Genomic DNA, 22,191 nt, shown 5'->3' with positions numbered 1-22,191 from the left:
GGCCAGCACCACGCCAACGATCACACCGGGCAGCGAAAGCGGTAAGGTGATGGTGAAAAACACCCGCCACGGATTGGCGCCCAAGGTGCGGGCTGCCTGTTCCAAACGGGTATCCACCGCTTCCAGCGACATGCGGATAGCCCGCACCATCAGCGGGAATGCCACCACCGCCGAAGCCAAGGCAGCACCACGCCAGCTGAAACTGAAGCTGAAACCAAACCAGTTGTAAAGCCATTCGCCGATGAAGCCGCGCCGCCCCATGGCGATCAGCAGCAGATAGCCCACCACCACCGGTGGCAGGACTAACGGCAGATGAATAATGCTATCCAACAACGATTTACCGGGAAAATTGCAGCGAACCAGGATCCAGGCCATCAAAATACCCAGCGGCAAACTGCAGATCACCGCCAGGCTGGACACTTTCAGGCTCAGTTCAACCGCCTGCCACTCATACTCACTTAATATCATTTACGCGGGGTGAATCCATAACGTTCGAAGATAGCCGCAGCGGCCGGAGTCTTCAGGTAATCGTAGAAAGCCGTCACGGCTGGCGTCTGGTGATCTTTAACGATGGCCATTGGATACTCAACCGGTTTGTGGCTGTCTTCCGGGAAGATGGCAATCACTTTGACCTTGTCACTGGCCACGGCGTCCGAGCCGTAAACGATGCCCAGCGGAGCTTCTTCACGCTCAACCATGGCCATGGCGCTGCGCACATTATTAGCCCGGGCCAGCTGAGGTTCCAGCGTGGTCCATGCTCCCAGGTTCTGCAACGCTTCTTTGGCGTAGATGCCCGCAGGAACATGATCCGGATCGCCTACGGACAGGCGGCCGCCGTTGAGCAATTTGGCCCAGTCGGTTTGCTTATTGATGGTGATTTTATCTTGTTTGGCCGCTTTGGCGGCGATCAGCACCAACTCGTTGCCCAACAGGGTATAACGGGTGTCTTTCACCATCAGCTGCTTATCGATGGCGTAATCCATCCATTGCTGATCGGCAGAGATAAACATGTCCGCAGGTGCCCCTTGCTCAATCTGGCGTGCCAGCGTTGAGGAGGAAGCAAAAGAGGAGACGACTTCAACGTCTTTGCCTTTCTGGTATTCGGTGGCGATATCTTGTAAGGCGTTGGTCAGCGAAGCCGCGGCAAACACGGTGATTTTCTCCGCCGCAGAAACCTGTGCCACCAGCCCGCAAGCCAATGCCACACCGCCAACCCAGTTAATCCATTGCTGTTTCATTGTTTTCTCCGCAAGTTAACTCTCATTACATCGCTATGTAAAAAATAATATAACGCAGCGAGAACGATTGTCATGCGGTTTATCGGCAAAGCGAGAGATAACTTGAGAAATACCCGCCAAGAGAGCTCAGCGGGCATTTGGGAGGGGGATTAGCTGCGGTTTTCTTTAGGATGGCCAACTTTGGAGAAGATGTTAAACACCTCGCCCAAGCCATAAATCAAGCCTAAAATAATGGCCATCACTACCGGCACCATTACCACGGCAAACAACAGACTTTTCAATAATTCTAACATCGTAGCCTCACTTGACTGCTTTAAACCGCTGCGTAGGTTTCACTGTAAACCAAAACGCAGGCGAAAACGCGGTTATTTTACCGACTGCGGGAAATTTGTAACCGGCTAAACGTGCTCAGTTGGCGCTTTGCGGCAAATCGGCGACAATAGCCTGACTTACTGCCTTATAAGGACCCATCATGCAGGCCGAGATCCTCCTTACCTTAAAGCTGCAGCAGAAACTGTTCGCTGACCCACGCCGCATCGCGCTGCTCAAGCAAGTGGTGCATACCGGCTCGATCAGCCAGGGAGCCAAGCTGGCGGGGATCAGCTACAAAAGCGCCTGGGATGCCATCAATGAGATGAATCAACTGGCCGAGCAAACGGTGGTCGAACGCGCTACCGGCGGCAAAGGCGGCGGCGGTGCGCAGGTGACCCGTTATGGCCTGCGGCTGATCCAACTTTACGATCTGCTGGGCCAAATTCAGCAGAAGGCCTTTGACGTGTTACAGCAGGACAATTTGCCGTTGGACAGCCTGCTGGCCGCCATCGCCCGTTTCTCGTTGCAAACCAGCGCCCGCAACCAGTTTTTCGGCACCGTGATTGAACGCGACCACCAGCAGGTCCAACAGCATATCAGCCTGCTGCTGGCCGACGGCCACACCCGCCTGACCGCTGCCGTCACTCAGCAAAGCGCCGACCGGCTACAGTTGACGCCAGGCAAAGAGGTGTTGGCCCTGATTAAAGCGCCTTGGGTGAAACTCAGTACCGATCCGGCGTCGAACGGCCTGGCCGATAACGCGTTGGCAGGTTCCGTTGCCAGCATTCAGCCTGGCAGCGATCACAGTGAGGTTCTGGTGACGCTCAACGGCGGAGAAACGCTGTGCGCCACCGTCAGCAACCAGGAACTGGCGCAGTTAAAACTGAGCGTCGGCACGCCGATACACGCCTTGTTCAACGCCGATCGGGTGATTGTCGCGACGTTGTGTTAAACGCAACGTCACGTTGCAGTATTGCCGATTGACATCTTTTCCGCTTGCGCCTATTTCTAAAGCGAAACATTGCAGAATAGGGATTAGAAGATGTCGTCGTTGCACATTTCGCAAGGTTCATTTCGTTTAAGCGATACCCGCACGCTGGAGCTGGATCGGCTTGATATTCAGTCCGGTGATAGCTGGGCGTTCGTCGGGGCTAACGGCAGTGGGAAATCTGCGCTAGCCCGGGCGCTGGCCGGTGAGCTGACGTTGCTGAAAGGCGAACGCCACAGTGATTTTCGCCACGTAGTACGGATCTCCTTTGAGCAGTTGCAAAAGCTGGTCAGCGATGAATGGCAGCGCAACAATACCGATCTGCTCAGCGCGGACGAAGACGATACCGGCCGCACCACGGCGGAAATCATTCAGGAAGATCTCAACGATCCCGCTCGCTGCGCGCAGTTGGCCGAGCAGTTTGGCATCACGCCCCTGCTTACGCGCCGTTTCAAATATCTCTCTACCGGTGAGACCCGCAAAACCCTGCTATGTCGCGCCCTGATGGCCCAACCCGATTTATTGATCCTCGATGAGCCGTTCGACGGGCTGGACGTCAATTCGCGCGCCCAGCTCGCCACCCTGCTTGGCGAGCTATCACAGCAGGGCTATACCGTGGTCCTGGTGCTCAACCGGTTTGATGAAATCCCAGGCTTCATTGAGCAGGTCGGCGTGCTGGCCGATTGCACCCTCACCAGCCAGGGGCCACGGCAACAGGTGATGGCCGATGCGCTGGTCGCCCAACTGGCACACAGTGAAAACCTCAACGGCCTGGCGCTGCCAGAAACCGAAGATCCCACCCAGGTCATCAGGCTGCCGGACGATCGGCCACTGATCGTTCTACGTGATGGCGTAGTAAGCTATAACGATCGCCCCATCCTCAACCAACTCAGTTGGCAAGTTAATCCCGGTGAACACTGGCAGATCGTGGGCCCGAACGGGGCGGGAAAATCCACCCTGCTCAGCCTGATCACCGGCGATCATCCGCAAGGCTACAGCAACGATCTGACGCTGTTTGGCCGCCGACGCGGCAGCGGGGAAACCATCTGGGATATCAAACGCCATATCGGCTACGTCAGCAGTAGCCTGCATCTGGACTACCGGGTCAGCTCCAGCGTACGTAACGTGATCCTGTCCGGCTTCTTTGATTCGATCGGCATTTATCAGGCGGTTTCCGATCGCCAACATCAGTTGACCTCACAATGGTTGGCGCTGCTCGGGCTTGGCGCTATGGGCGATACCCCCTTCCATAGCCTGTCCTGGGGCCAGCAACGCCTGGCGCTGATCGCCCGGGCGTTAGTCAAACATCCGGCGCTGTTGATCCTCGATGAGCCACTGCAAGGCCTGGATCCGCTAAACCGCCAGTTGGTAAGGCGCTTCGTGGATGTGCTGATCCAGCAGGGCTCGACGCAGTTGCTGTTTGTTTCACACCACGCAGAAGATGCGCCGCAATGCATCACCCACCGTTTCTCCTTCATTCCTGAAGGCGATGGTTACCGCTATCAGCAAGACGTTCTGGCTTAACATACTCGGGATGAGTGCTACAGCGCTCATCCTGGGGACATATCCGGCAACACTTCCTCCACAACGCATCACATTTGGCCTTTTATCATTAAAGGGTACAGAGACGTTTTTGGAGAAGGTATGTCCGCCGCGCTGATTATTATTGACCTGATTGAAGATCTGGCTGGCCCTAAAGGGCGGGCGAATCACTGCCGCGAGCAACTCGTGACGCGGGATGTGATCGCGCACGTCAATACTGCTGCGGCCTACGCGCGGGTGCGTAAAATCCCGGTGATTTGGTTGCGCACCGGTTTTGCCGACAATTACCACGATATTCCCCGACACTCGCCGCTGTTCAATCATCTCAAACATATCGGCGCGCTGCGCTTAAGCAACGGGGGATGTCATTGGCTGGCCGGTCTGGAGGTAAAAACCGAAGATCTGTGCCTGGAAAAGAAAGGGCTTAGCGCCTTTGCCGGTAACAATTTGTTAGCCTGGTTACAGCAGCACCGCTGCCATCACCTGTTATTGGGCGGTATCAGCACCCCGCTAGCCATAGAGAGCACCGCCCGGCAGGCGCACGATGCGGGCTTACAGGTAACGGTGCTACAAGATCTGTGCGCCGCCCCAACGGAAGAGATCCACCAGCAAAGCCTGGAGACCTTGCAGAACCTTGGGGAGGTTATGCGTTCACAAGCCTGGATGAAGGGTTAAAACCGTTTGCGCACGATTAACTACTGTCCCGACCTTTAAATTCACCCTGTTGTGCTACTATCCCAATTAGTGCTCGTTTAACCAGACATTAACACGCCGGATTTCCGGCATTGAGCGCCGTGTATCTATTTAAAGGGATAGCTATTATGTGGGGCGTACTTTCGGCTTCGTTGTTTTTTTTGCCATTTAACCGGCTGATTGCCTCGGTAGTATTGGCTGCGGCCGCCGCAATGGGGGTTTACCATCATATCCTGATGCCCGTCGGGCTGGGTTATCTGGCGGTTATCGCCATTGCCATCTGGCTTCATCAGCACTATCGCCAACAGCGCAGCATCGCGCTAGCGCTGGAAGTGTTTTTAGTCGCCTGCTCAATCGCACTGTTTTATCACCTGATACCGGGCTTCAATAACCAATTGATGGTCGATCAGGACAAAGTGGGCCCGATGAGCTCGCTGTATTCCATGTATTACAACTTCGATAAGGCACTGGTGCCCTTTCTGCTGTTAGCCTGCCTGCCAACGCTGTTTAACGCTGGCAAGCCTGACAAGCAAGTCGGCGTCAGCGCCTGGCTGATCCTGGTGCTCTGCATCCCTGCGGTGCTGCTGTTGGCGGTGGCGCTCGGTGGGTTGAAAGTTGAGCTGCACCTGCCCTCCTGGATCCTGGCTTTCATCATGGCCAACCTGTTTTTTGTTTCGATGGCCGAAGAAGCGCTGTTCCGTGGCTATTTGCAGCAGCGTCTGCGCCAGTGGCTGGGAGCCTATCCGGCACTGATTATCACCGCTCTGCTGTTTGGTGCCGCCCACTTTGCCGGTGGCATGTTGATGGTGGCATTTGCCACGCTGGCGGGGGTGATTTATGGCCTGGCCTGGATGTGGAGCGGCCGCCTGTGGGTGCCCATTCTCTTCCACTTTGGGCTAAATCTGGTCCATTTGCTGTTCTTTACCTACCCGGCTTACCAATATTAGTCCCTCTCAAGGCCGGTAGATTTCTCTGCCGGCCTGCGTTGTGTAATCGCTACCACTTAACCCACCCTGTTGCCTTCCCTACCTCAACCGTATTAAAGCCTCAATCGATGTAAGCGATTCCATTTTTCGCGCTAGATCACCTTTTTCTCACCGCGAGCATGCTATCTTCTAGCCATTATTTTCCAAAATGCACTCGGCTAAGTCGGTCACGCAGAAAGTGAAAGCGATTACAATTAGCCCCGTTGCGAGATAAAGGAAGCGCAATGCCTGATTTCAATCCTATCGATCATCCACATCGCCGTTTTAATCCTCTTACCGGGCAATGGGTGCTGGTCTCCCCGCACCGAGCAAAACGCCCGTGGCAGGGCCAGCAGGAATCCCCCGCTCAGGAAACACTGCCAGCCCACGATCCCGACTGCTTCCTTTGCCCTGGCAACACGCGCGTGACCGGTGATAAAAACCCTGACTATCCGGGCACCTACGTGTTCACCAATGATTTTGCCGCCCTGATGCAAGATACCCCGCAGGCGCCAGAAAGTGACGATCCACTAATGCGTTGCCAAAGCGCCCGTGGCACCAGCCGGGTGATCTGCTTTTCCCCCGATCACAGTAAAACGCTACCGCAGCTGACGCTACCCGCGCTGGAACAGGTGATCGCCGCCTGGCAGGAACAGACCGCCGATCTGGGGCGCAGCTATCCCTGGGTGCAGGTGTTTGAAAATAAAGGGGCCGCGATGGGCTGTTCCAATCCTCACCCACACGGACAGGTATGGGCCAACAGCTTCCTACCGAATGAAGCCGAACGAGAAGATCGCCTGCAACAGGAGTATTTCAGCCAGCATCAGTCCCCCATGCTGGTGGACTATGTTCAGCGCGAGCAGGCCGACGGCAGCCGTACGGTGGTGGAAACCGAGCACTGGCTGGCGGTTGTCCCTTACTGGGCTGCCTGGCCGTTTGAAACGCTGCTGCTGCCAAAAGCGCCGGTACAACGACTGACCGAGCTTAGTGCAGCACAAAGCCGCGATCTGGCCATCGCGCTGAAGAAACTCACCAGCCGCTATGACAACCTGTTCCAATGCTCTTTCCCTTATTCCATGGGCTGGCACGGCGCCCCCTTCAACCAGGCCGATAACCGCCACTGGCAACTGCATGCCCACTTCTACCCGCCGTTACTGCGCAGCGCCACGGTACGCAAATTTATGGTGGGTTATGAAATGCTGGCGGAAACCCAACGCGACCTGACCGCAGAACAAGCCGCTGAACGCCTGCGTGCGGTCAGTGATATCCATTACCGCGAAGCCGGAGTGAAATAATGAGTCTGAAGCAACTTACCCAAACCCTGTTTACCGAACACTTTGGCTACGCACCCACCCTGACGATCCAGGCGCCGGGCCGAGTCAATCTGATCGGCGAGCACACCGATTACAACGACGGCTTCGTCCTGCCCTGCGCCATTGATTATCAAACCGTGATCAGCGGGGCTCCACGTAACGATCGCCAGATCCGCGTATTGGCCGCCGATTACGACAACCAGCAGGATCAGTTTTCCCTGGATGAACCGATCGTCAGCCACGCCAATCTGCGCTGGGCCGATTATGTACGCGGCGTGGTGAAACACCTGCAGACCCGCGATGCCAGTTTTGGCGGTGCCGATCTGGTGATCAGCGGCAACGTCCCGCAGGGCGCCGGGCTCAGCTCTTCAGCCTCACTGGAAGTGGCTGTCGGACAGGTGTTGCAGGCACTCTATCAACTGCCGCTGGACGGCGTAGCGCTGGCGCTGAATGGCCAGGAAGCGGAAAACCAGTTTGTCGGTTGCAACTGCGGCATTATGGATCAGCTGATTTCTGCGTTGGGCAAGAAAGATCACGCCCTGCTGATTGACTGCCGATCTCTGGAAACGCGCGCGGTGCCGATGCCAGCCGATGTCGCGGTGGTGATCATCAACTCCAACGTTAAGCGCGGCCTGGTCGACAGCGAATACAACACCCGCCGGCAACAGTGCGAAGCAGCGGCTCGCTTCTTCGGCGTCAAGGCGCTGCGCGACGTCAGCCCGGATCTGTTTTTCCCGATCCTGCATGAGCTGGATCCGATCGTGGCCAAACGGGCACGCCATGTGATCACCGAAAACGATCGTACCTTGGCCGCTGCCGATGCCTTGGCCGCTGGCAACCTGAAGCTGATGGGCAAACTGATGGCGGAATCGCACGCGTCGATGCGTGATGACTTTGCCATCACCGTGCCCCCTATCGATACGCTGGTCGAGATTGTTAAAGAGGTCATTGGCGAACGTGGCGGTGTGCGCATGACCGGAGGGGGCTTCGGGGGTTGCATCGTGGCCCTGATGCCGCAGGATCTGGTAGAGTCGGTACGTACGGCTGTAGCTCGCGAATATCCACTGCGGACCAACGGCCTGCAAGAAACCTTCTACGTCTGCAAAGCTTCACAAGGATCCGGTCTATGCTGAGTGATAACTCCGCCGTTGCCCCAGACGGCCAGCCCTTTATTCTCACCACCCTGAAAAATGCCGCCGGAATGATGGTCACGTTTATGGATTGGGGCGCAACCTGGCTTTCCGCCGTGCTGCCCTTGAAATCAGGGGAACAACGTGAGCTGCTGCTGGGGTGCCAAACTCCGCAAGACTATCTGCACCAAGGGGCCTATCTGGGGGCCACGGTCGGGCGCTATGCCAACCGTATTGCACATGCCAGCCTGAACATCGCTGGCAAGCCACACCCGCTGATCGCCAATCAAGGGGAGCATCAACTGCACGGCGGGCCAAACGGCTTCCACGCTCGCCGCTGGCAGATTGTGAAGCAGGATGAGCAGCAGGTGATTTATCAGCTCCATTCGCCAGATGGCGACCAGGGCTTCCCTGGCAACCTCTCCGTGACGCTGACTTATCGACTAACCGCCGATCACCGGCTGGAAATTGAGTATCAGGCACAGACCGATCGCGCCTGCCCGGTCAATCTGACCAACCATGCTTATTTCAATCTGGATGGCGCAGGCCACGACGCCCGACAACAGCGCTTGCAGCTGTTCGCCGACCGTTATCTGCCCGTGGATGGCGATGGCATTCCCAGTGCCGATCTGACGGCCGTTGCCGGTACCGGGATGGATTTCCGCCAGCCGAAAACCCTGCAGCAAGATTTATTGCGCGACCGCGATCAGCAACGGGTGAAGGGTTACGACCATGCTTACCTGTTGCACGATACCTGCCACGGGTTGGCAAGCCCGGCGGCTCACCTGTGGTCTGCCGATGGCAAGGTCGCGATGACGGTGTTCACCACCGCGCCAGCACTCCAGCTTTACAGCGGTAATTATCTGGGTGGCACACCGGCACGCGACGGCGGTAGTTACCAAAATTATGCAGGCGTGGCGCTGGAAAGCGAGTTCCTGCCGGACAGCCCGAACCACCCCGAATGGCCACAGCCGGATTGTTGGCTACAACCTGGTCAGCGTTATCAGAGCGCAACGCACTATCAGCTTATTCCTATCTGAGCCGCCACGCCCCTTGTCATGCGGTAAGGGGCGTGATTGTTATAATTGCTTACATTGCCCCCCTAGGCCGTTACCTTTCCTTATTGCCAACCCCGCACTAGAATCAGGCTACCGTGGTATGCACAAGCCCGTGAGTGATATCACAATTTTCGGCCAGTTGGCCGTTCAATAGCTGAAGGAACACCTAATGCGTCTGATCACTGCACTTCCATTACTGGCAGGTTTACTGCTGAGCACCAACCTGATGGCTGCCGACACCGCAGCAAAAACGCCTTCTCCGGCGCAGGCTGCCCAGCAAAAACGCATGACCGATTGTAATCAACAGGCTACCACCCAATCGCTGAAAGGTTCTGACCGTACCACCTTCATGAGCACCTGCCTGAAGGCCGAAGGCCACCATACCGAGAAGGCCCTGACGCCGCAGCAGCAGAAGATGAAAGACTGTAATGCCGACGCTGCTAAAAAGAGCCTGAAGGGTGACGAACGCAAAACCTTTATGAGTGGCTGCCTGAAAAAAACCGCCTGATCGCATTAACGCAGTGGCGCGGGTGAATAGCTCTCATTCGCGCCCTGTTACCAGCCTGAACGATTCAGCTCTTTCCTTCGCGCCCCTCTTACCTTGCAGCCAAAAATTGGCTATGGTTAACACTATGCCCAATGGCAGTAAGGGTTAGATAATGTCGCACGTCGTACGAAACCCTCGACTTTTAGTGGATATATTCACGGGTATATCGATTGCCGAGTGAGTAGCAGCAGAATATAATGATATTCGTTATCATTAAACCTTCAGATTATTAAGGAGTTAAGCTATGGCTGTAACTAAGCTGGTTCTGGTGCGCCACGGCGAAAGCCAGTGGAACAACGAAAACCGCTTCACCGGTTGGTATGATGTCGATCTGTCCGACAAAGGCCGTACCGAAGCAAAAGCAGCGGGCAAGCTGTTGAAAGACGAAGGGTTCTCTTTCGATTTCGCTTACACCTCCGTACTGAAGCGTGCTATCCACACTCTGTGGAACATTCTGGACGAATTGGACCAGGCTTGGCTGCCTACCGAAAAGTCCTGGAAGCTGAACGAACGCCACTATGGCGCGTTGCAGGGTCTGAACAAGGCTGAAACCGCAGAAAAATACGGTGACGAGCAGGTCAAGCAATGGCGTCGCGGCTTCGCAGTCACACCACCAGAGCTGACCAAAGAAGATGAGCGCTACCCTGGCCACGATCCGCGTTATTCAGCGCTGAGCGATAAAGAGTTGCCGCTGACCGAAAGCCTGGCGTTGACCATCGATCGCGTTATCCCTTACTGGGACGAAGAGATCCTGCCACGCATCAAGAGCGGCGAACGCGTGATCGTCGCGGCTCACGGTAACTCCCTGCGTGCGCTGGTGAAATATCTGGATAACCTGAGCGAAGACGAGATCCTCGAGCTGAATATCCCAACCGGCGTGCCGTTGGTGTATGAGTTTGATGAGAACTTCAAACCAATCAAACGTTACTACCTGGGTAATGCCGATGAGATCGCAGCCAAAGCTGCAGCCGTCGCCAACCAGGGTAAAGCGAAGTAAGTTTTCGCCCCTGAAAAGCAACAAGCCCCCGGTGTTGAGCCGGGGGCTTTTTTATTGCTCTTTGATCCTGGCCGCTTCGATAGCCTGCAAACGCGCCTGCATCTCTGGATGGGTGCTTAACCATTCCGGCACTTCTACTGCCACGGTTGACGTGCTTGCCGCCTGTTGCAATGCGCGGTAAAGATCTTCCATCGCCAATAACGAACGCCCCTGGCGCTGCATTTCTGCGATTGCCCAGTCGTCTGCCTCACTCTCCACACTGCGGGAGAACTGCATTTCATGCACAAATGAGGCTGATTGCAGCAAGGTATCGCCGATGCCGCTGACATCACCTGTCATCCACATAAACGTCAGTGCCACCAGGGATGAACGCACCACCATACGCATAGGATGACGGTACGCATGATGTCCCATTTCATGGAGCATCACCGCTGCCAGGCCGTCGTCATTGGTTGCCAACTTGGCCAGATCGTCGGTGATCACCAAAGTCCCATCAGGTAACATGAACGCATTGGCAACCTCTGGCACCGCCAGCAATTTCAACGTGAGCGGAGTGCGCTCTTGCCGCATCTGCTCCGGCATCACCTGTAAGAACAGCTTCTGTATCGCTTGCTGTTTCTCAGCGGGCAATTGCGATGGCTTGAAGCCACTGGTTTGCAGGAAATCGAGCGTATGCTTACCCAGCTTCTGTTCGGCCACGGTAGGAATACGCATGGCGATTTCACTGCTCGCCCAAGGAAGAACCAGCAAAACATAGGCCAGGGTCAACAGAACGGTTAGCAACAACGTCAGCAACACGCCACGCTTATATCGCTCTAAGCGGTGCACCAGCCCCGGTGAACGACGTTGATAAAACCACTGGCGGAATGACGCATCATCGGCAGGCACAAACCGGCCTCCGTCTGGGAAGGTCAGGGTCAGCGGAATGCGGCCCAATGACTCGGAAACGGTAATTTGCGCTAAAGAAAAATAGCGATGTTCGCCATCATATTGCAGTGTTACTCCATCGCCCATATCGTTTAACAGCAGCCGGGCCGCCTGTTGGGCGGCCCGGCCAGGGCACTGATAGTGGCCTTCAAGGATCATCAGTCTTTACTCAAAAACTGGTGCCTAAATCGAGCGCCTGTACGGCTTCTTCTGCGATAGCGGTATTCGCCGTATCGTGATGAGCCTGTACCGACAACAGCGACAGATCGCCTTCAACCTGAGTGGACTCAGCAATATAGCGAGCATGACGGACGTGGGCCACCGGAGCTGCAAGGCCCAATGAGAAGACGGTGATCAGGCTGTTGGTGATCAACAGTCCCATATACGGCAGAGTCTGCATGGAAGAACGCAGTTTAACTTCACCTTGCAAGGTGGTTTGGTTAAACACGTAGTTACGCTGAGCGACAACCATATAACTGCTGGAAACCATCACACCTAACAACAGCACCAACATCATCAAGAACAGGCTACCAATATTACTTGCCATCTGGGCTTGTAACATTGCATCGGACATACCGCCAAACAGCGCCATTTGGAATAAGCTGACAAGGAACGAGCCAACCAATACCAAGGCGATGACCAGGAATGGCAAGAAGATCAGCAGGCTGAACAGTGCAATCTTAATAAACTCTGCTTTCTTGAATTGGGCTACAAATGGTGAAGTGCCAAAACGCAGGTTGTTCACATACAGATCATGTTGCAGGGTGGCCAGGATACCATTGATAGCGGCCAGCATCGGCACAAACAGGATGACCGTGATAGCTGCCAGCACAACGATCGCAGTCGGGCTGCCCAGACTGCTGCCAATCACCCCCAATACGATCATAACCGCATACAGACCAATCACTAGCAGTATCGGGCAGAACAGTAATACCCAGTAAGCGCGCCCGGTCTGGCATAAGTAATTGAAGCGAACACCACGATAGCTAGACATAATAGCGTTATAACGCCAGCTACGGATTATAATCCAAGGGATCAACGCCAGGAGTGCCAGCATGGCAATCATGCCAAGCAACGGGTTGATAAATAGAAGAATATAGAACAGGATCACAGCGCCGATCACCAGCAGACGGCCCTTGAGGATTTGCATTGGCTGCGCGTGATAATCAAAGCGGTCGCCATTCAGTTCGGTATTGCCATAAAAATAACGACGGCGACGCACCGTTGCCCAGGCTGAGTATATTCCCAACGTAATAGCCGTCAGTAATATGTTAACCAGCCAGATTGCGAAATACTCCCCACCCGTACCACGAAAATAAATTTGATGCCGAGAACTATTGTTTTCCATCAGCTATTCATCCTGAAATTAAAGTCATTCACCATAATGCCCTTATTTTTATATTGGGTATTTTGGTTGTAAAAAACGCATCATCATAATCATACCGCGCGGTAAGAGCAAATTGTGTCTGACTAGTAACAGTTGCGCAAGATGAAAACCGCGGCGGGCCAAAATAAGATGTTTCCTGGAAATAAAAAGTATGGCCGGTAACACCAACTTATTATCATCACAAAAGGCACAGCAGAACGAGGAAAGCTCTACGAAATTAGTATAATGTCAGATTTTATTCTGGTGTTATTGTTTCAAGAGTAAATTCTTAAAATCACCCCAGGCTTGGCCCCGTAGCAATGCAACAGGGCCACAAACGCGGATAGCTTATCGGCTACGGCGTGCCTTCACCGCTGCGGCCAAATCGCGCAGTACGGTTTCGGTATCTTCCCAACCAATACAGGCATCGGTCACGCTTTTGCCGTAAACCAGCGGCTCGCCGCTTTCCAGGTTTTGATTTCCTTCCACCAGGTGGCTTTCGATCATCACCCCGATAATGGCTTTTTCACCACCACGCAACTGCTGGCAAACGTCCGCATTCACCTCCAACTGTTTTTTAAACTGCTTACTGCTGTTGGCGTGGCTGAAGTCGATCATCACGTTTGCAGGCAAGCCCGCTTTGACCAGCCCCTCTTTCACTTCTTTCACATGGGCCGCGCTGTAGTTTGGCTCTTTGCCGCCACGCAGAATAATGTGGCAATCGCCATTGCCGCTGGTGTTAACAATCGCGGAATGACCCCATTTGGTGACGGACAGGAAACAATGCGGTGCGCCAGCGGCATTAATAGCATCGATCGCCACCTTGATGGTGCCGTCGGTACCGTTTTTGAAACCCACCGGGCAAGACAGGCCAGAGGCCAGTTCACGGTGCACCTGGGATTCTGTGGTGCGTGCGCCGATCGCTCCCCAGCTCATCAAATCTGCCAGGTATTGCGGAGTGATCATATCCAGGAACTCGCCCGCAGCAGGCAACCCGCCGTCATTGATATCCAGCAGCAACTTACGCGCCAGGCGCAGGCCTTCGTTAATCTGGAAGCTGTTATCCATCTGCGGATCGTTGATCAGCCCTTTCCAGCCAACGGTGGTACGTGGTTTTTCAAAATAGACCCGCATCACCACTTCCAGCTCACCGTTGAGCTCCTGGCGCAGGGTCATCAGGCGTGCGGCATACTCTTTCGCCGCTTTGGTATCGTGAATGGAACAAGGCCCAATCACCACCAACAGGCGATCGTCATTGCCACGCAGGATGTTATGGATCGATTGGCGAGCCTGTGACACCGTCTCTGCTGCCTGAGCCGAAGCCGGAAACTTTTCCAACAGAGCCACCGGCGGCAGGAGTTCCTTGATTTCTTTAATACGTAAGTCGTCGTTTTGGTAATTCATCACTTTTCCATTCGGTATCGGGTGTATCGCACAGCGCGTAGAGTAGATTTTACCAATCTAGCCTGTGAGGCTGGCGCTGTAAATCACCTTTAGATCCCATAATCACCATCGGCAAATATTCAGCTCTCTACCAAGGCCGCCTATAATGAGCTAAGTAACGGCCAAACTTAGACTTTGGCACCTGACAAATTTTGCAAAAGGATAAGTAATGTCTGGAGCTTCCCATGTCCATCAGCCTAAAGACGGCAACAGTAAGCGCCTACTAGCCGCATTTTTAGTCACCACCCTTTTCATGGTTGTCGAGACCGTGGGCGGATTACTTTCTGGCTCACTGGCGCTGCTGGCAGACGCCGGGCATATGCTGACGGATTCCGCAGCCCTGCTCGTCGCGCTGATGGCAGTGCACTTCTCACAGCGAAAACCCAACGCCCGCCATACTTTTGGCTATCTGCGCCTGACCACGTTGGCCGCCTTTATCAATGCTGCCGCATTACTGCTGATCGTCGTATTCATCCTGTGGGAGGCCGTACGGCGTTTCTTCGAACCACAGCCAGTGATGGGTACCCCAATGCTGGTGATCGCCGTAGCGGGTCTGCTGGCTAACCTGTTCGCCTTCTGGCTGCTGCACCGTGGCAATGAAGAGAAAAATATCAACGTGCGTGCCGCCGCACTACATGTTCTTGGCGACCTGCTCGGCTCAGTCGGTGCGATCGCAGCAGCCATCATCATTCTCACTACCGGCTGGACCCCCATCGATCCGATACTCTCGGTCCTGGTTTCCTGCCTGGTATTACGCAGCGCCTGGCGCCTGCTGAAAGAAAGTTTCCATGAACTGCTGGAGGGAACACCGCAGGAGGTAGATATCAATAAGCTGCAAAAGGATCTGTGCCTGAATATTCCGGAAGTGCGTAACATCCATCACGTGCATGTCTGGCAGATTGGTGAACAAAAGCTGATGACGCTACACGCCCAGGTGATCCCACCCCACGATCATGACGGACTGTTACGGCGCATCCAGGCTTATTTGCTGGAGCATTACCAGATTGGCCATGCGACGATCCAGATGGAGTACCAGCATTGTGATACCCCTGACTGCGGCATTGCGAGTGACCACTCACACTCCAGTCATCTGGGGCATCATCATTAACATCCAGGGGCGCTTGTTGCGCCCCTGGGGTACTAAGGTGCTGAAGAAAGCGGCTTGGAGTGATTCTTCGCGGCACTGCGTATCCATAGCCAAGAGCCATTGAGAGCAATCAGCGTCAAGATGACGTATTCCAGCGCCATGGCATAGACGCCCTGGTAAGCAAAGATCGCCACGCTGATCACATCAATCACTACCCATAGCAGCCAGTTTTCAACGTATTTGCGCGTCATCAGGATCATGGCGACGATAGACAGCACCATCATGGCGGAATCCCAGAACGGGAAAGCGTCCGGTTGCAGTTCTGGCATCTGTACGTTAAGACCCAGCCCCTGCATGACCGCCACCGCAATCTGTGTCAGGTAGGCAAATACCCGGTCGATATTAAACGTCATCAACGCGATACCAACCACGCACACCGCCCCCCATGCCAATGCTTTAGGCAGCGGTAACCAACGGATCTGCAATTCGGCCTGATTATCCTGCGTCTGGCGGCTCCAGGCATACCAGCCATAAATATTGGCCACGAAGAAAAACAGTTGTAGCAACAGGCTGGCGTAGAGTTGGATCTGAAAGAAGATCACCGCAAACAGCGTGACGTTGATCAGGCCAAACAGATAGTTGATGATTTTCTCTTTACTGGCATACCAGATACAGAGTAAACCAAACAACGTGCCGATGGCCTCAATCCACGACAGATCATAACCCCCTGCACCAATCGGAATGTGGACCAGAATGTTGCCGGTGCTGAAAAAGCTCATGTGTCTTCCTTATTAAAACGTCAGCCTGGATTCAGGCATTGCCTTTAACCTGCATTTTCAACTGCGCTGCAAAATCCAGCATGCGGTTGAGCGGAATAAGCGCCTGGTCACGCAATGCGCCATCAACAAAAATCTCATGCTGTGAACCCCCTTGTTCCAGCCCTTCGGCAATAGCCTTCAGACCGTTCATTGCCATCCACGGGCAGTGGGCACAGCTGCGACAGGTGGCCCCCTCACCGGCAGTAGGGGCTTCAAACAGTTCTTTATCCGGACAAGCTTGCTGCATCTTGTAGAAGATACCGCGATCGGTGGCCACGATCAGTTGCCGGTTGGGCAAGGTTACCGCGGCCTGGATCAGTTGGCTGGTCGAACCGACGGCATCAGCAAGATCGACGATCGCCTGAGGTGACTCTGGATGCACCAATATCGCGGCCTCCGGGTATAGGGCTTTCATACGTATCAGCGCCTGGGTTTTAAACTCGTCATGGACGATGCAGGCCCCTTGCCAGCACAGCACGTCTGCGCCGGTCTGTTTCTGCACATAGTTGCCCAGATGGCGATCCGGTGCCCAGATGATTTTCTCTCCCAAGCTATCGAGATGTTCAATCAGCTCAACGGCAATGCTGGAAGTGACCACCCAATCGGCACGCGCTTTGACGGCTGCTGAGGTATTGGCGTAAACCACCACTGTCCGATCAGGATGGCTGTCGCAGAATGCGGCAAACTCCGCTTCGGGACAACCTAGGTCCAGAGAGCACTCGGCATGCAACGTTGGCATCAACACCTGTTTTTCTGGGCTAAGGATTTTGGCCGTTTCCCCCATAAAACGCACGCCAGCAACCAGCAATGTCGACGCAGGATGTTGGCTACCGAAACGTGCCATCTCCAGTGAATCGGCGACGCAGCCACCCGTCTCTTCGGCCAGCGCCTGGATTTCGGGATCGGTATAGTAATGAGCCACCAGGACCACATCACGCTGCTTGAGCAAGGTTTTGATCTTCTGTCGATAAAAAGCCTTCTCTGCGACGTCTAGCGGCACCGGTTTCGGCGGGAATGGGTATATCGCCGCATTGACATCAAACATTTCACTCATCGCTGTTATCTCTATGCTAGGCTGTGGGTCTGCTTTTAGGCCGTATCCTGCCGCTTGCTCAACCACCTCGTTTTATATACTAAACAAAATACCTAATTTTTAGCTAAAAGTCGCTGAACATTTCTTGATATGGGCAGATTTGTTTAATGGGCTGAAATTTTGGTTGAAATGAGAAACTTTGGGAGTAAAAGATAACGGCTAGGAGCAGTGATTTGTGGGAGAGTGGGTCTGGCAGGATGACCGGCTGCCGCCGTTGTCTCGCAAGCGAGACTCGAACCTGAACGCAGGCTCTCACCCGCACGACTGATGCGATATGCGACTTCGTTGTTGGGATTTTATTACTGAGAATTCTTTGAGATGGTGGGTCGTGCAGGATTCGAACCTGCGACCAATTGATTAAAAGTCAACTGCTCTACCAACTGAGCTAACGACCCACTGATGTGGTTTACTGCTTAACCGCGTTAGCAACGAGAGGAGGCTCGGCTGCAATTCTTTACCAATTCATCAAGAATTGGTGGGTCGTGCAGGATTCGAACCTGCGACCAATTGATTAAAAGTCAACTGCTCTACCAACTGAGCTAACGACCCACTGACGTGGTTTACTTCTTAATACGAGAGCAACGAGGAAGGACTCGACTGCACATAATGGTGGTTCTAGCAGGATTAACGGCTATTGCCGTTGTCTCGCTTCGCTCGCTACGAACCTTTAACGGTTCTCATCCTCACGATTCCAGCTTTACCAACCCATTAAGAATTGGTGGGTCGTGCAGGATTCGAACCTGCGACCAATTGATTAAAAGTCAACTGCTCTACCAACTGAGCTAACGACCCACTGTCGTGGTGGGTGATGACGGGCTCGAACCGCCGACCCCCTCCGTGTAAAGGAGATGCTCTACCAACTGAGCTAATCACCCACTGTCGTGGTTACTGCTCCACTCTTTACCAATTCACTATGAATTGGTGGGTCGTGCAGGATTCGAACCTGCGACCAATTGATTAAAAGTCAACTGCTCTACCAACTGAGCTAACGACCCACTGATGTGGTTACTGCTGAACTACAAAATTCTAACTTCACAATTCGACAACGATATCTCATTACGAATTGGCGGGTTTGCAGGATTACCGGCTGTCGCCGTTGTCTCGCTGCCGCTCGGCTCGAACCTGCGACCAATTGATTAAAAGTCAACTGCTCTACCAACTGAGCTAACGACCCACTGTCGTGGTTTACTACTAATTTCCTTGCTGCTTTAACATCTTGCAAGTTGTCTTGGCAACGGCGGCATATATTACTAATTTATCTCAGCAGCGCAACCTAAATTTTGGCGCAATAGGTTCAACTGCTTGTTCTTCACGCGAATGAGCCCAGAATTCGGTCAAATCGACTAACTTCTGGGCTCAGTTTTTACTTACAAACTCGCTTCGCGTTTCTTGGCCTGCTTGGCCGCATCGCTGGTCGGGTACGATTTGATCACCTGCTGGTAAACGGCTTTGGCTTTATCAGCCTGCCCTTTTTCCTGCATGATCACCCCAACTTTATACATTGCGTCCGGCGCCTTGGGTGATTTTGGGTAACTCTTAACCACCACTGCATAATAGTATGCCGCGTCTTCCTTCTTACCCTTGTTGTAGTACAACTGGCCCAGCCAATAGTTGGCATTAGGCAGGTAAGTGGATTTCGGATACTGCTTTATGAAAGCCTGAAAAGCGGAGATCGCCTGGTCATACTGCTTTTTTTCCAGCGCCAGTGAAACAGCGGCGTTGTAATCGCTGTTTTCATCGCCCGTACTAGCCGCAGCGGCTGTCGCACCCGCAGGAGCGCTGCCAGCGCCGTCAGAGGACGCCGCGGCGGCTGTACCACCTGCGGCCCCTGCTGCTGCACCAGCGGAATTCTGTGCGCCACCCTGGCTAAGGCTATCCATCTGTTGATAGATCTGTTTCTGGCGTTCAACCACCTGATTCAACTGATACTGACTTTCCTGGATCTGCCCACGGAGCGTATCGATATCGCGTTGGTTGTCAGAGAGTTGTTGCTGGAGTTGGTTCAAAAGCTGGCCCTGAGCATTACTGATACGCTCAAGTGATGTGACACGGTCTTCGACCGAGCCGGACCCGACATTACTGATTGGCGCTTGGGCAGTAGCGGCCCATGGGACCGCTACGCCAACCAGTAACGCCAGACTCAACAAGTGACGTCTGAAGTTACTGTTCATGCGATTCTCTTAGTAAACCAGAACGGCACGACGGTTTTTAGCATAGGCTGCTTCGTCGTGGCCCAGTACTGCTGGTTTTTCTTTACCGTAAGAAACGATAGAGATTTGGTCAGCAGAAACGCCTTTGCCTTGCAGGTACATTTTAACTGCGTTAGCACGACGCTCACCCAGAGCGATGTTGTATTCTGGCGTGCCGCGCTCATCCGCGTGACCTTCAACAGTCACTTTGTAAGATGGGTTGTTACGCAGGAAAGCAGCATGCGCATCCAGCATCTGAGCGAACTCAGAGCTGACGTCATATTTGTCCAGGCCGAAGTAAACAATGTTGTTACGTTGCAGTTCTTGCATCTGCAGACGTGCTTGTTCTTCAGAAGACAGGTTGCTGCTGCCGTTTTCTGTACCAGTGCCAGCGCCCATACCGGATTGATCGTTATTAGCGCTTTTGTTAGAACTACAAGCTGCTACAGCCAGAACTGGCAGTGCCAGCAGAAGCCCTTTCAGCACTTTGTTCAGTTGCATTTCTTTGATCCTTTTATAGTTTTTGCCATACATATTTTAAACATGCATCACAGATACGGCGACCAGGCAGGGAATTTGACCTGTCCATCGGTTGCCGGAAGACGCGCTTTGAAGCGCCCATCAGTCGATACCAACTGCAGCACGGAGCCCATACCTTGCGTGGAGCTATAGATCACCATGGTGCCGTTTGGTGCGATACTAGGCGTTTCATCCAGGAACGTGTCCGTTAACATTTGAACGGCTCCCGATCCGAGATCTTGTTTGGCGATATGCTGAACCCCATTATTGGAACTCACCATCACCAGGAATTTACCGTCGAAGCTGACATCAGAGTCCTGATTCTGGGCACCTTCCCAGGTCAGACGCTGTGGTGCGCCGCCGTTGGCGCCAACCTTATAAATCTGTGGGCGACCGCCCTGGTCAGAGGTATAAGCCAGAGATTGACCATCTGGGAACCAGCTCGGTTCGGTATTGTTGCTACGACCATCGGTGATCTGGCTGATTTGGCCAGAACCGAGGTTCATCACGTACAGGTTCAGACTACCACTTTTGGACAGAGCGAATGCCAAGCGGCTACCATCTGGAGAGAAGGAAGGTGCACCATTGTGACGTGGGAATGAAGCCACCTGACGGATGGCACCATCAGACAGATTCTGGATCACCAGCGCTGATTTACCGCTCTCAAAAGTCACGTAGGCCAGTTTGCTGCCATCCGGCGACCAGGCTGGTGACATCAGTGGCTCTGGTGAACGATGTACTGGAACCTGGTTAAAGCCGTCGTAATCCGATACGCGCAGTTCGTACGGGAATTTCCCGCCGTTGGTCTGCACCACGTAAGCGATGCGGGTACGGAATGCGCCCTTGATGCCGGTCAGCTTCTCAAATACGCCATCGCTGGCGGTATGAGCTGCATAACGCAGCCACTGTTTGGTCACTTTAAACTGGTTTTGGGCCAATATGGTGCCAGGCGAACCTGAAGTATCGACCAGTTGGTAGGAAACCAGGTAGCTGCCGTCGGCACCAGGTTGAACCTGGCCAACCACTACGGCGTCGATGCCCAGCGCAGTCCAGGCCGCCGGCGTCACTTCAGACGCGGTGGTTGGCTGCTGCGGCATACGTGCCACATCAATCGGGTTGAATTTGCCACTGTTACGGAGATCTGCGCCAACGATCTGGCCAACATCTTCCGGAGGCGTGCCTGGGCCCGCCCATTTAAAAGGCACCACACCAATCGGGCGAGCAGAGTCGACCCCTTGGGTGATTTCAATGCGAACTTCCGCGTGCAGCACGGATGCCCACAGAACAATAAGACCTAACGCTACTCGAAATGCCTGCTTCATCTCATCTCCCTTATCCAGACGGTATGCCTGCGATAATTTAGCAGAATTTTAACAAACCAACGCCAACAACACTACATATTCCCTGTTGGTTACCTTGATACATCCATGCGTGTTACTCGCTTAAGACAAACATTATTTAGGGCTTAAATACTAGGGTAGCATTCTTAAAGTGCTCATAAACTGCTTGGCTCGGTGGTTTTGGTATATGAGCCAATTTAGCTGCTGCAACAGCAGCCTGGCATAAAGCAGGATCGCCACCAACAGCCTTGATATCAATTAACAACCCATCCGGTGCCAATTTAATACTTAAATCGCAGGTTTTACCTACAAACGAGCTCGGATCGTAGAATTTGTTTTCAATCGCCGCCTTAATCTGACCTTCGTAACCCGCAATATCAGCACCGCTTGCCCCTGCAGTTTTGGCATTACCCTGCCCTGCCGGTTTGCCGTCACCTTTAGCCTTGGCAGCCCCGCCACCTTTCGGCGCATTTTTACCATCGGCCAAGCTACCAAACACATCTTCAGCAAGAGCAGACTGTTTAGCGGCTTCAGCGGCCTTCTTCTTGGCATCTGCGGCTTTCTTGGCGGCAGCAGCCTTCTCGGCAGCGGCGGCTTTTTTCGCTTCTTCTGCGGCAGCTTTTTTC

General features: G+C 53.9%; 22 protein-coding genes and 6 tRNA genes. 10 read left to right on the top strand and 18 right to left on the bottom strand.

The window, feature by feature from the left end; all coding sequences use genetic code 11:
- The 3 genes from modB to JHD74_RS22800 all read right to left on the bottom strand — a co-directional run.
- A partial coding sequence (gene modB / locus JHD74_RS22810; protein WP_199063557.1) for a molybdate ABC transporter permease subunit occupies positions 1-468 on the bottom strand: 468 nt, incomplete at its 3' end.
- A complete protein-coding gene (modA, locus tag JHD74_RS22805; RefSeq protein WP_024530539.1) occupies positions 465-1,238 on the bottom strand; it encodes a molybdate ABC transporter substrate-binding protein in 774 nt (257 codons plus the stop codon). The genes modA and modB, both read right to left, overlap by 4 nt.
- Before the next feature lie 149 nt (positions 1,239-1,387).
- Complete coding sequence (locus JHD74_RS22800) at positions 1,388-1,531, bottom strand: AcrZ family multidrug efflux pump-associated protein (RefSeq protein ID WP_021180335.1); 144 nt, start codon at positions 1,529-1,531, stop codon at positions 1,388-1,390.
- Between the two features lie 179 nt (positions 1,532-1,710).
- Between JHD74_RS22800 and modE the strand changes: the two genes are divergently transcribed.
- From modE to gpmA, 9 genes are all read left to right on the top strand, one after another.
- Positions 1,711-2,502, top strand: a complete 792-nt coding sequence (gene modE / locus JHD74_RS22795) for a molybdenum-dependent transcriptional regulator (protein ID WP_024530538.1) — start codon at positions 1,711-1,713, stop codon at positions 2,500-2,502.
- Positions 2,503-2,592: 90 nt separating this feature from the next.
- Positions 2,593-4,062 carry a molybdate ABC transporter ATP-binding protein ModF gene (gene modF / locus JHD74_RS22790; protein ID WP_199063556.1) on the top strand — a complete coding sequence of 490 codons (1,470 nt, stop codon included), beginning with the start codon at positions 2,593-2,595 and terminating at the stop codon, positions 4,060-4,062.
- A 120-nt stretch (positions 4,063-4,182) separates the two neighbouring features.
- A complete protein-coding gene (locus tag JHD74_RS22785; protein WP_024530536.1) occupies positions 4,183-4,755 on the top strand; it encodes a cysteine hydrolase family protein in 573 nt (190 codons plus the stop codon).
- Between the two features lie 146 nt (positions 4,756-4,901).
- The gene (locus tag JHD74_RS22780) at positions 4,902-5,720 is read left to right on the top strand and encodes a CPBP family intramembrane glutamic endopeptidase (RefSeq protein ID WP_024530535.1); all 819 of its coding nucleotides are present in this window, start codon (positions 4,902-4,904) and stop codon (positions 5,718-5,720) included.
- A 263-nt stretch (positions 5,721-5,983) separates the two neighbouring features.
- On the top strand, positions 5,984-7,033 hold the full coding sequence (galT, locus tag JHD74_RS22775) for a galactose-1-phosphate uridylyltransferase (RefSeq protein ID WP_074027953.1): 1,050 nt from the start codon (positions 5,984-5,986) through the stop codon (positions 7,031-7,033).
- Positions 7,033-8,184 (top strand): galactokinase, encoded by a 1,152-nt coding sequence (gene galK, locus JHD74_RS22770; protein ID WP_199063555.1) that lies wholly within the window; start codon positions 7,033-7,035, stop codon positions 8,182-8,184. Before galT ends, galK begins: the two co-directional genes overlap by 1 nt.
- Entirely contained in the window at positions 8,178-9,221 is a 1,044-nt protein-coding gene (galM, locus tag JHD74_RS22765; protein ID WP_199063554.1) for a galactose-1-epimerase, read from the top strand. The genes galK and galM overlap by 7 nt, the downstream gene beginning before the upstream one ends.
- A gap of 187 nt (positions 9,222-9,408) precedes the next feature.
- Complete coding sequence (locus tag JHD74_RS22760; RefSeq protein ID WP_024530531.1) at positions 9,409-9,747, top strand: PsiF family protein; 339 nt, start codon at positions 9,409-9,411, stop codon at positions 9,745-9,747.
- A 283-nt stretch (positions 9,748-10,030) separates the two neighbouring features.
- Entirely contained in the window at positions 10,031-10,783 is a 753-nt protein-coding gene (gpmA, locus tag JHD74_RS22755; RefSeq protein ID WP_024483132.1) for a 2,3-diphosphoglycerate-dependent phosphoglycerate mutase, read from the top strand.
- A gap of 51 nt (positions 10,784-10,834) precedes the next feature.
- Here gpmA and JHD74_RS22750 read toward each other — a convergent pair whose 3' ends face one another.
- The 3 genes from JHD74_RS22750 to aroG all read right to left on the bottom strand — a co-directional run bounded on the left by JHD74_RS22750 (position 10,835) and on the right by aroG (position 14,480).
- A complete protein-coding gene (locus JHD74_RS22750) occupies positions 10,835-11,869 on the bottom strand; it encodes a M48 family metallopeptidase (RefSeq protein ID WP_199063553.1) in 1,035 nt (344 codons plus the stop codon).
- Positions 11,870-11,879: 10 nt separating this feature from the next.
- The gene (locus tag JHD74_RS22745) at positions 11,880-13,058 is read right to left on the bottom strand and encodes a YjgN family protein (protein WP_037435425.1); all 1,179 of its coding nucleotides are present in this window, start codon (positions 13,056-13,058) and stop codon (positions 11,880-11,882) included.
- Between the two features lie 366 nt (positions 13,059-13,424).
- On the bottom strand, positions 13,425-14,480 hold the full coding sequence (aroG, locus tag JHD74_RS22740) for a 3-deoxy-7-phosphoheptulonate synthase AroG (protein ID WP_024530528.1): 1,056 nt from the start codon (positions 14,478-14,480) through the stop codon (positions 13,425-13,427).
- Positions 14,481-14,688: 208 nt separating this feature from the next.
- On the opposite strand from aroG, the gene zitB reads away from it, so the two are divergent.
- Positions 14,689-15,627 carry a CDF family zinc transporter ZitB gene (gene zitB / locus JHD74_RS22735; RefSeq protein WP_199063552.1) on the top strand — a complete coding sequence of 313 codons (939 nt, stop codon included), beginning with the start codon at positions 14,689-14,691 and terminating at the stop codon, positions 15,625-15,627.
- 32 nt (positions 15,628-15,659) lie between these two features.
- On the opposite strand, the gene pnuC is transcribed toward zitB, so the two are convergent.
- The 12 genes from pnuC to tolA form a co-directional block, all read right to left on the bottom strand.
- Entirely contained in the window at positions 15,660-16,385 is a 726-nt protein-coding gene (gene pnuC, locus JHD74_RS22730) for a nicotinamide riboside transporter PnuC (protein ID WP_199063551.1), read from the bottom strand.
- Positions 16,386-16,416: 31 nt separating this feature from the next.
- Positions 16,417-17,478 (bottom strand): quinolinate synthase NadA, encoded by a 1,062-nt coding sequence (gene nadA, locus JHD74_RS22725; protein ID WP_199063550.1) that lies wholly within the window; start codon positions 17,476-17,478, stop codon positions 16,417-16,419.
- Between the two features lie 358 nt (positions 17,479-17,836).
- Positions 17,837-17,912, bottom strand: a tRNA-Lys gene (locus tag JHD74_RS22720).
- 78 nt (positions 17,913-17,990) lie between these two features.
- A tRNA-Lys gene (locus tag JHD74_RS22715) sits at positions 17,991-18,066 on the bottom strand.
- 167 nt (positions 18,067-18,233) lie between these two features.
- Positions 18,234-18,309 (bottom strand) — tRNA-Lys (locus JHD74_RS22710).
- A gap of 7 nt (positions 18,310-18,316) precedes the next feature.
- Positions 18,317-18,392: transfer RNA gene (locus tag JHD74_RS22705), tRNA-Val, on the bottom strand.
- A 44-nt stretch (positions 18,393-18,436) separates the two neighbouring features.
- Positions 18,437-18,512, bottom strand: a tRNA-Lys gene (locus tag JHD74_RS22700).
- A 69-nt stretch (positions 18,513-18,581) separates the two neighbouring features.
- A tRNA-Lys gene (locus tag JHD74_RS22695) sits at positions 18,582-18,691 on the bottom strand.
- A gap of 193 nt (positions 18,692-18,884) precedes the next feature.
- Complete coding sequence (gene cpoB, locus JHD74_RS22690; RefSeq protein WP_021805256.1) at positions 18,885-19,688, bottom strand: cell division protein CpoB; 804 nt, start codon at positions 19,686-19,688, stop codon at positions 18,885-18,887.
- A 9-nt stretch (positions 19,689-19,697) separates the two neighbouring features.
- Positions 19,698-20,207 (bottom strand): peptidoglycan-associated lipoprotein Pal, encoded by a 510-nt coding sequence (pal, locus tag JHD74_RS22685; protein ID WP_021805257.1) that lies wholly within the window; start codon positions 20,205-20,207, stop codon positions 19,698-19,700.
- 47 nt (positions 20,208-20,254) lie between these two features.
- Positions 20,255-21,547 (bottom strand): Tol-Pal system beta propeller repeat protein TolB, encoded by a 1,293-nt coding sequence (gene tolB / locus JHD74_RS22680; RefSeq protein WP_024529349.1) that lies wholly within the window; start codon positions 21,545-21,547, stop codon positions 20,255-20,257.
- A 136-nt stretch (positions 21,548-21,683) separates the two neighbouring features.
- Positions 21,684-22,191, bottom strand: a 508-nt coding sequence (tolA, locus tag JHD74_RS22675) for a cell envelope integrity protein TolA (protein WP_199063549.1), incomplete at its 5' end; no start/stop codon positions are given.

Source organism: Serratia sp. ASV30 (assembly GCF_016428815.1).
GTDB lineage: Bacteria > Pseudomonadota > Gammaproteobacteria > Enterobacterales > Enterobacteriaceae > Chania > Chania fonticola_C.
The sequence above is the reverse complement of the archived record's forward strand: the minus strand, read 5'-3'. Positions and strand labels throughout refer to the sequence as shown.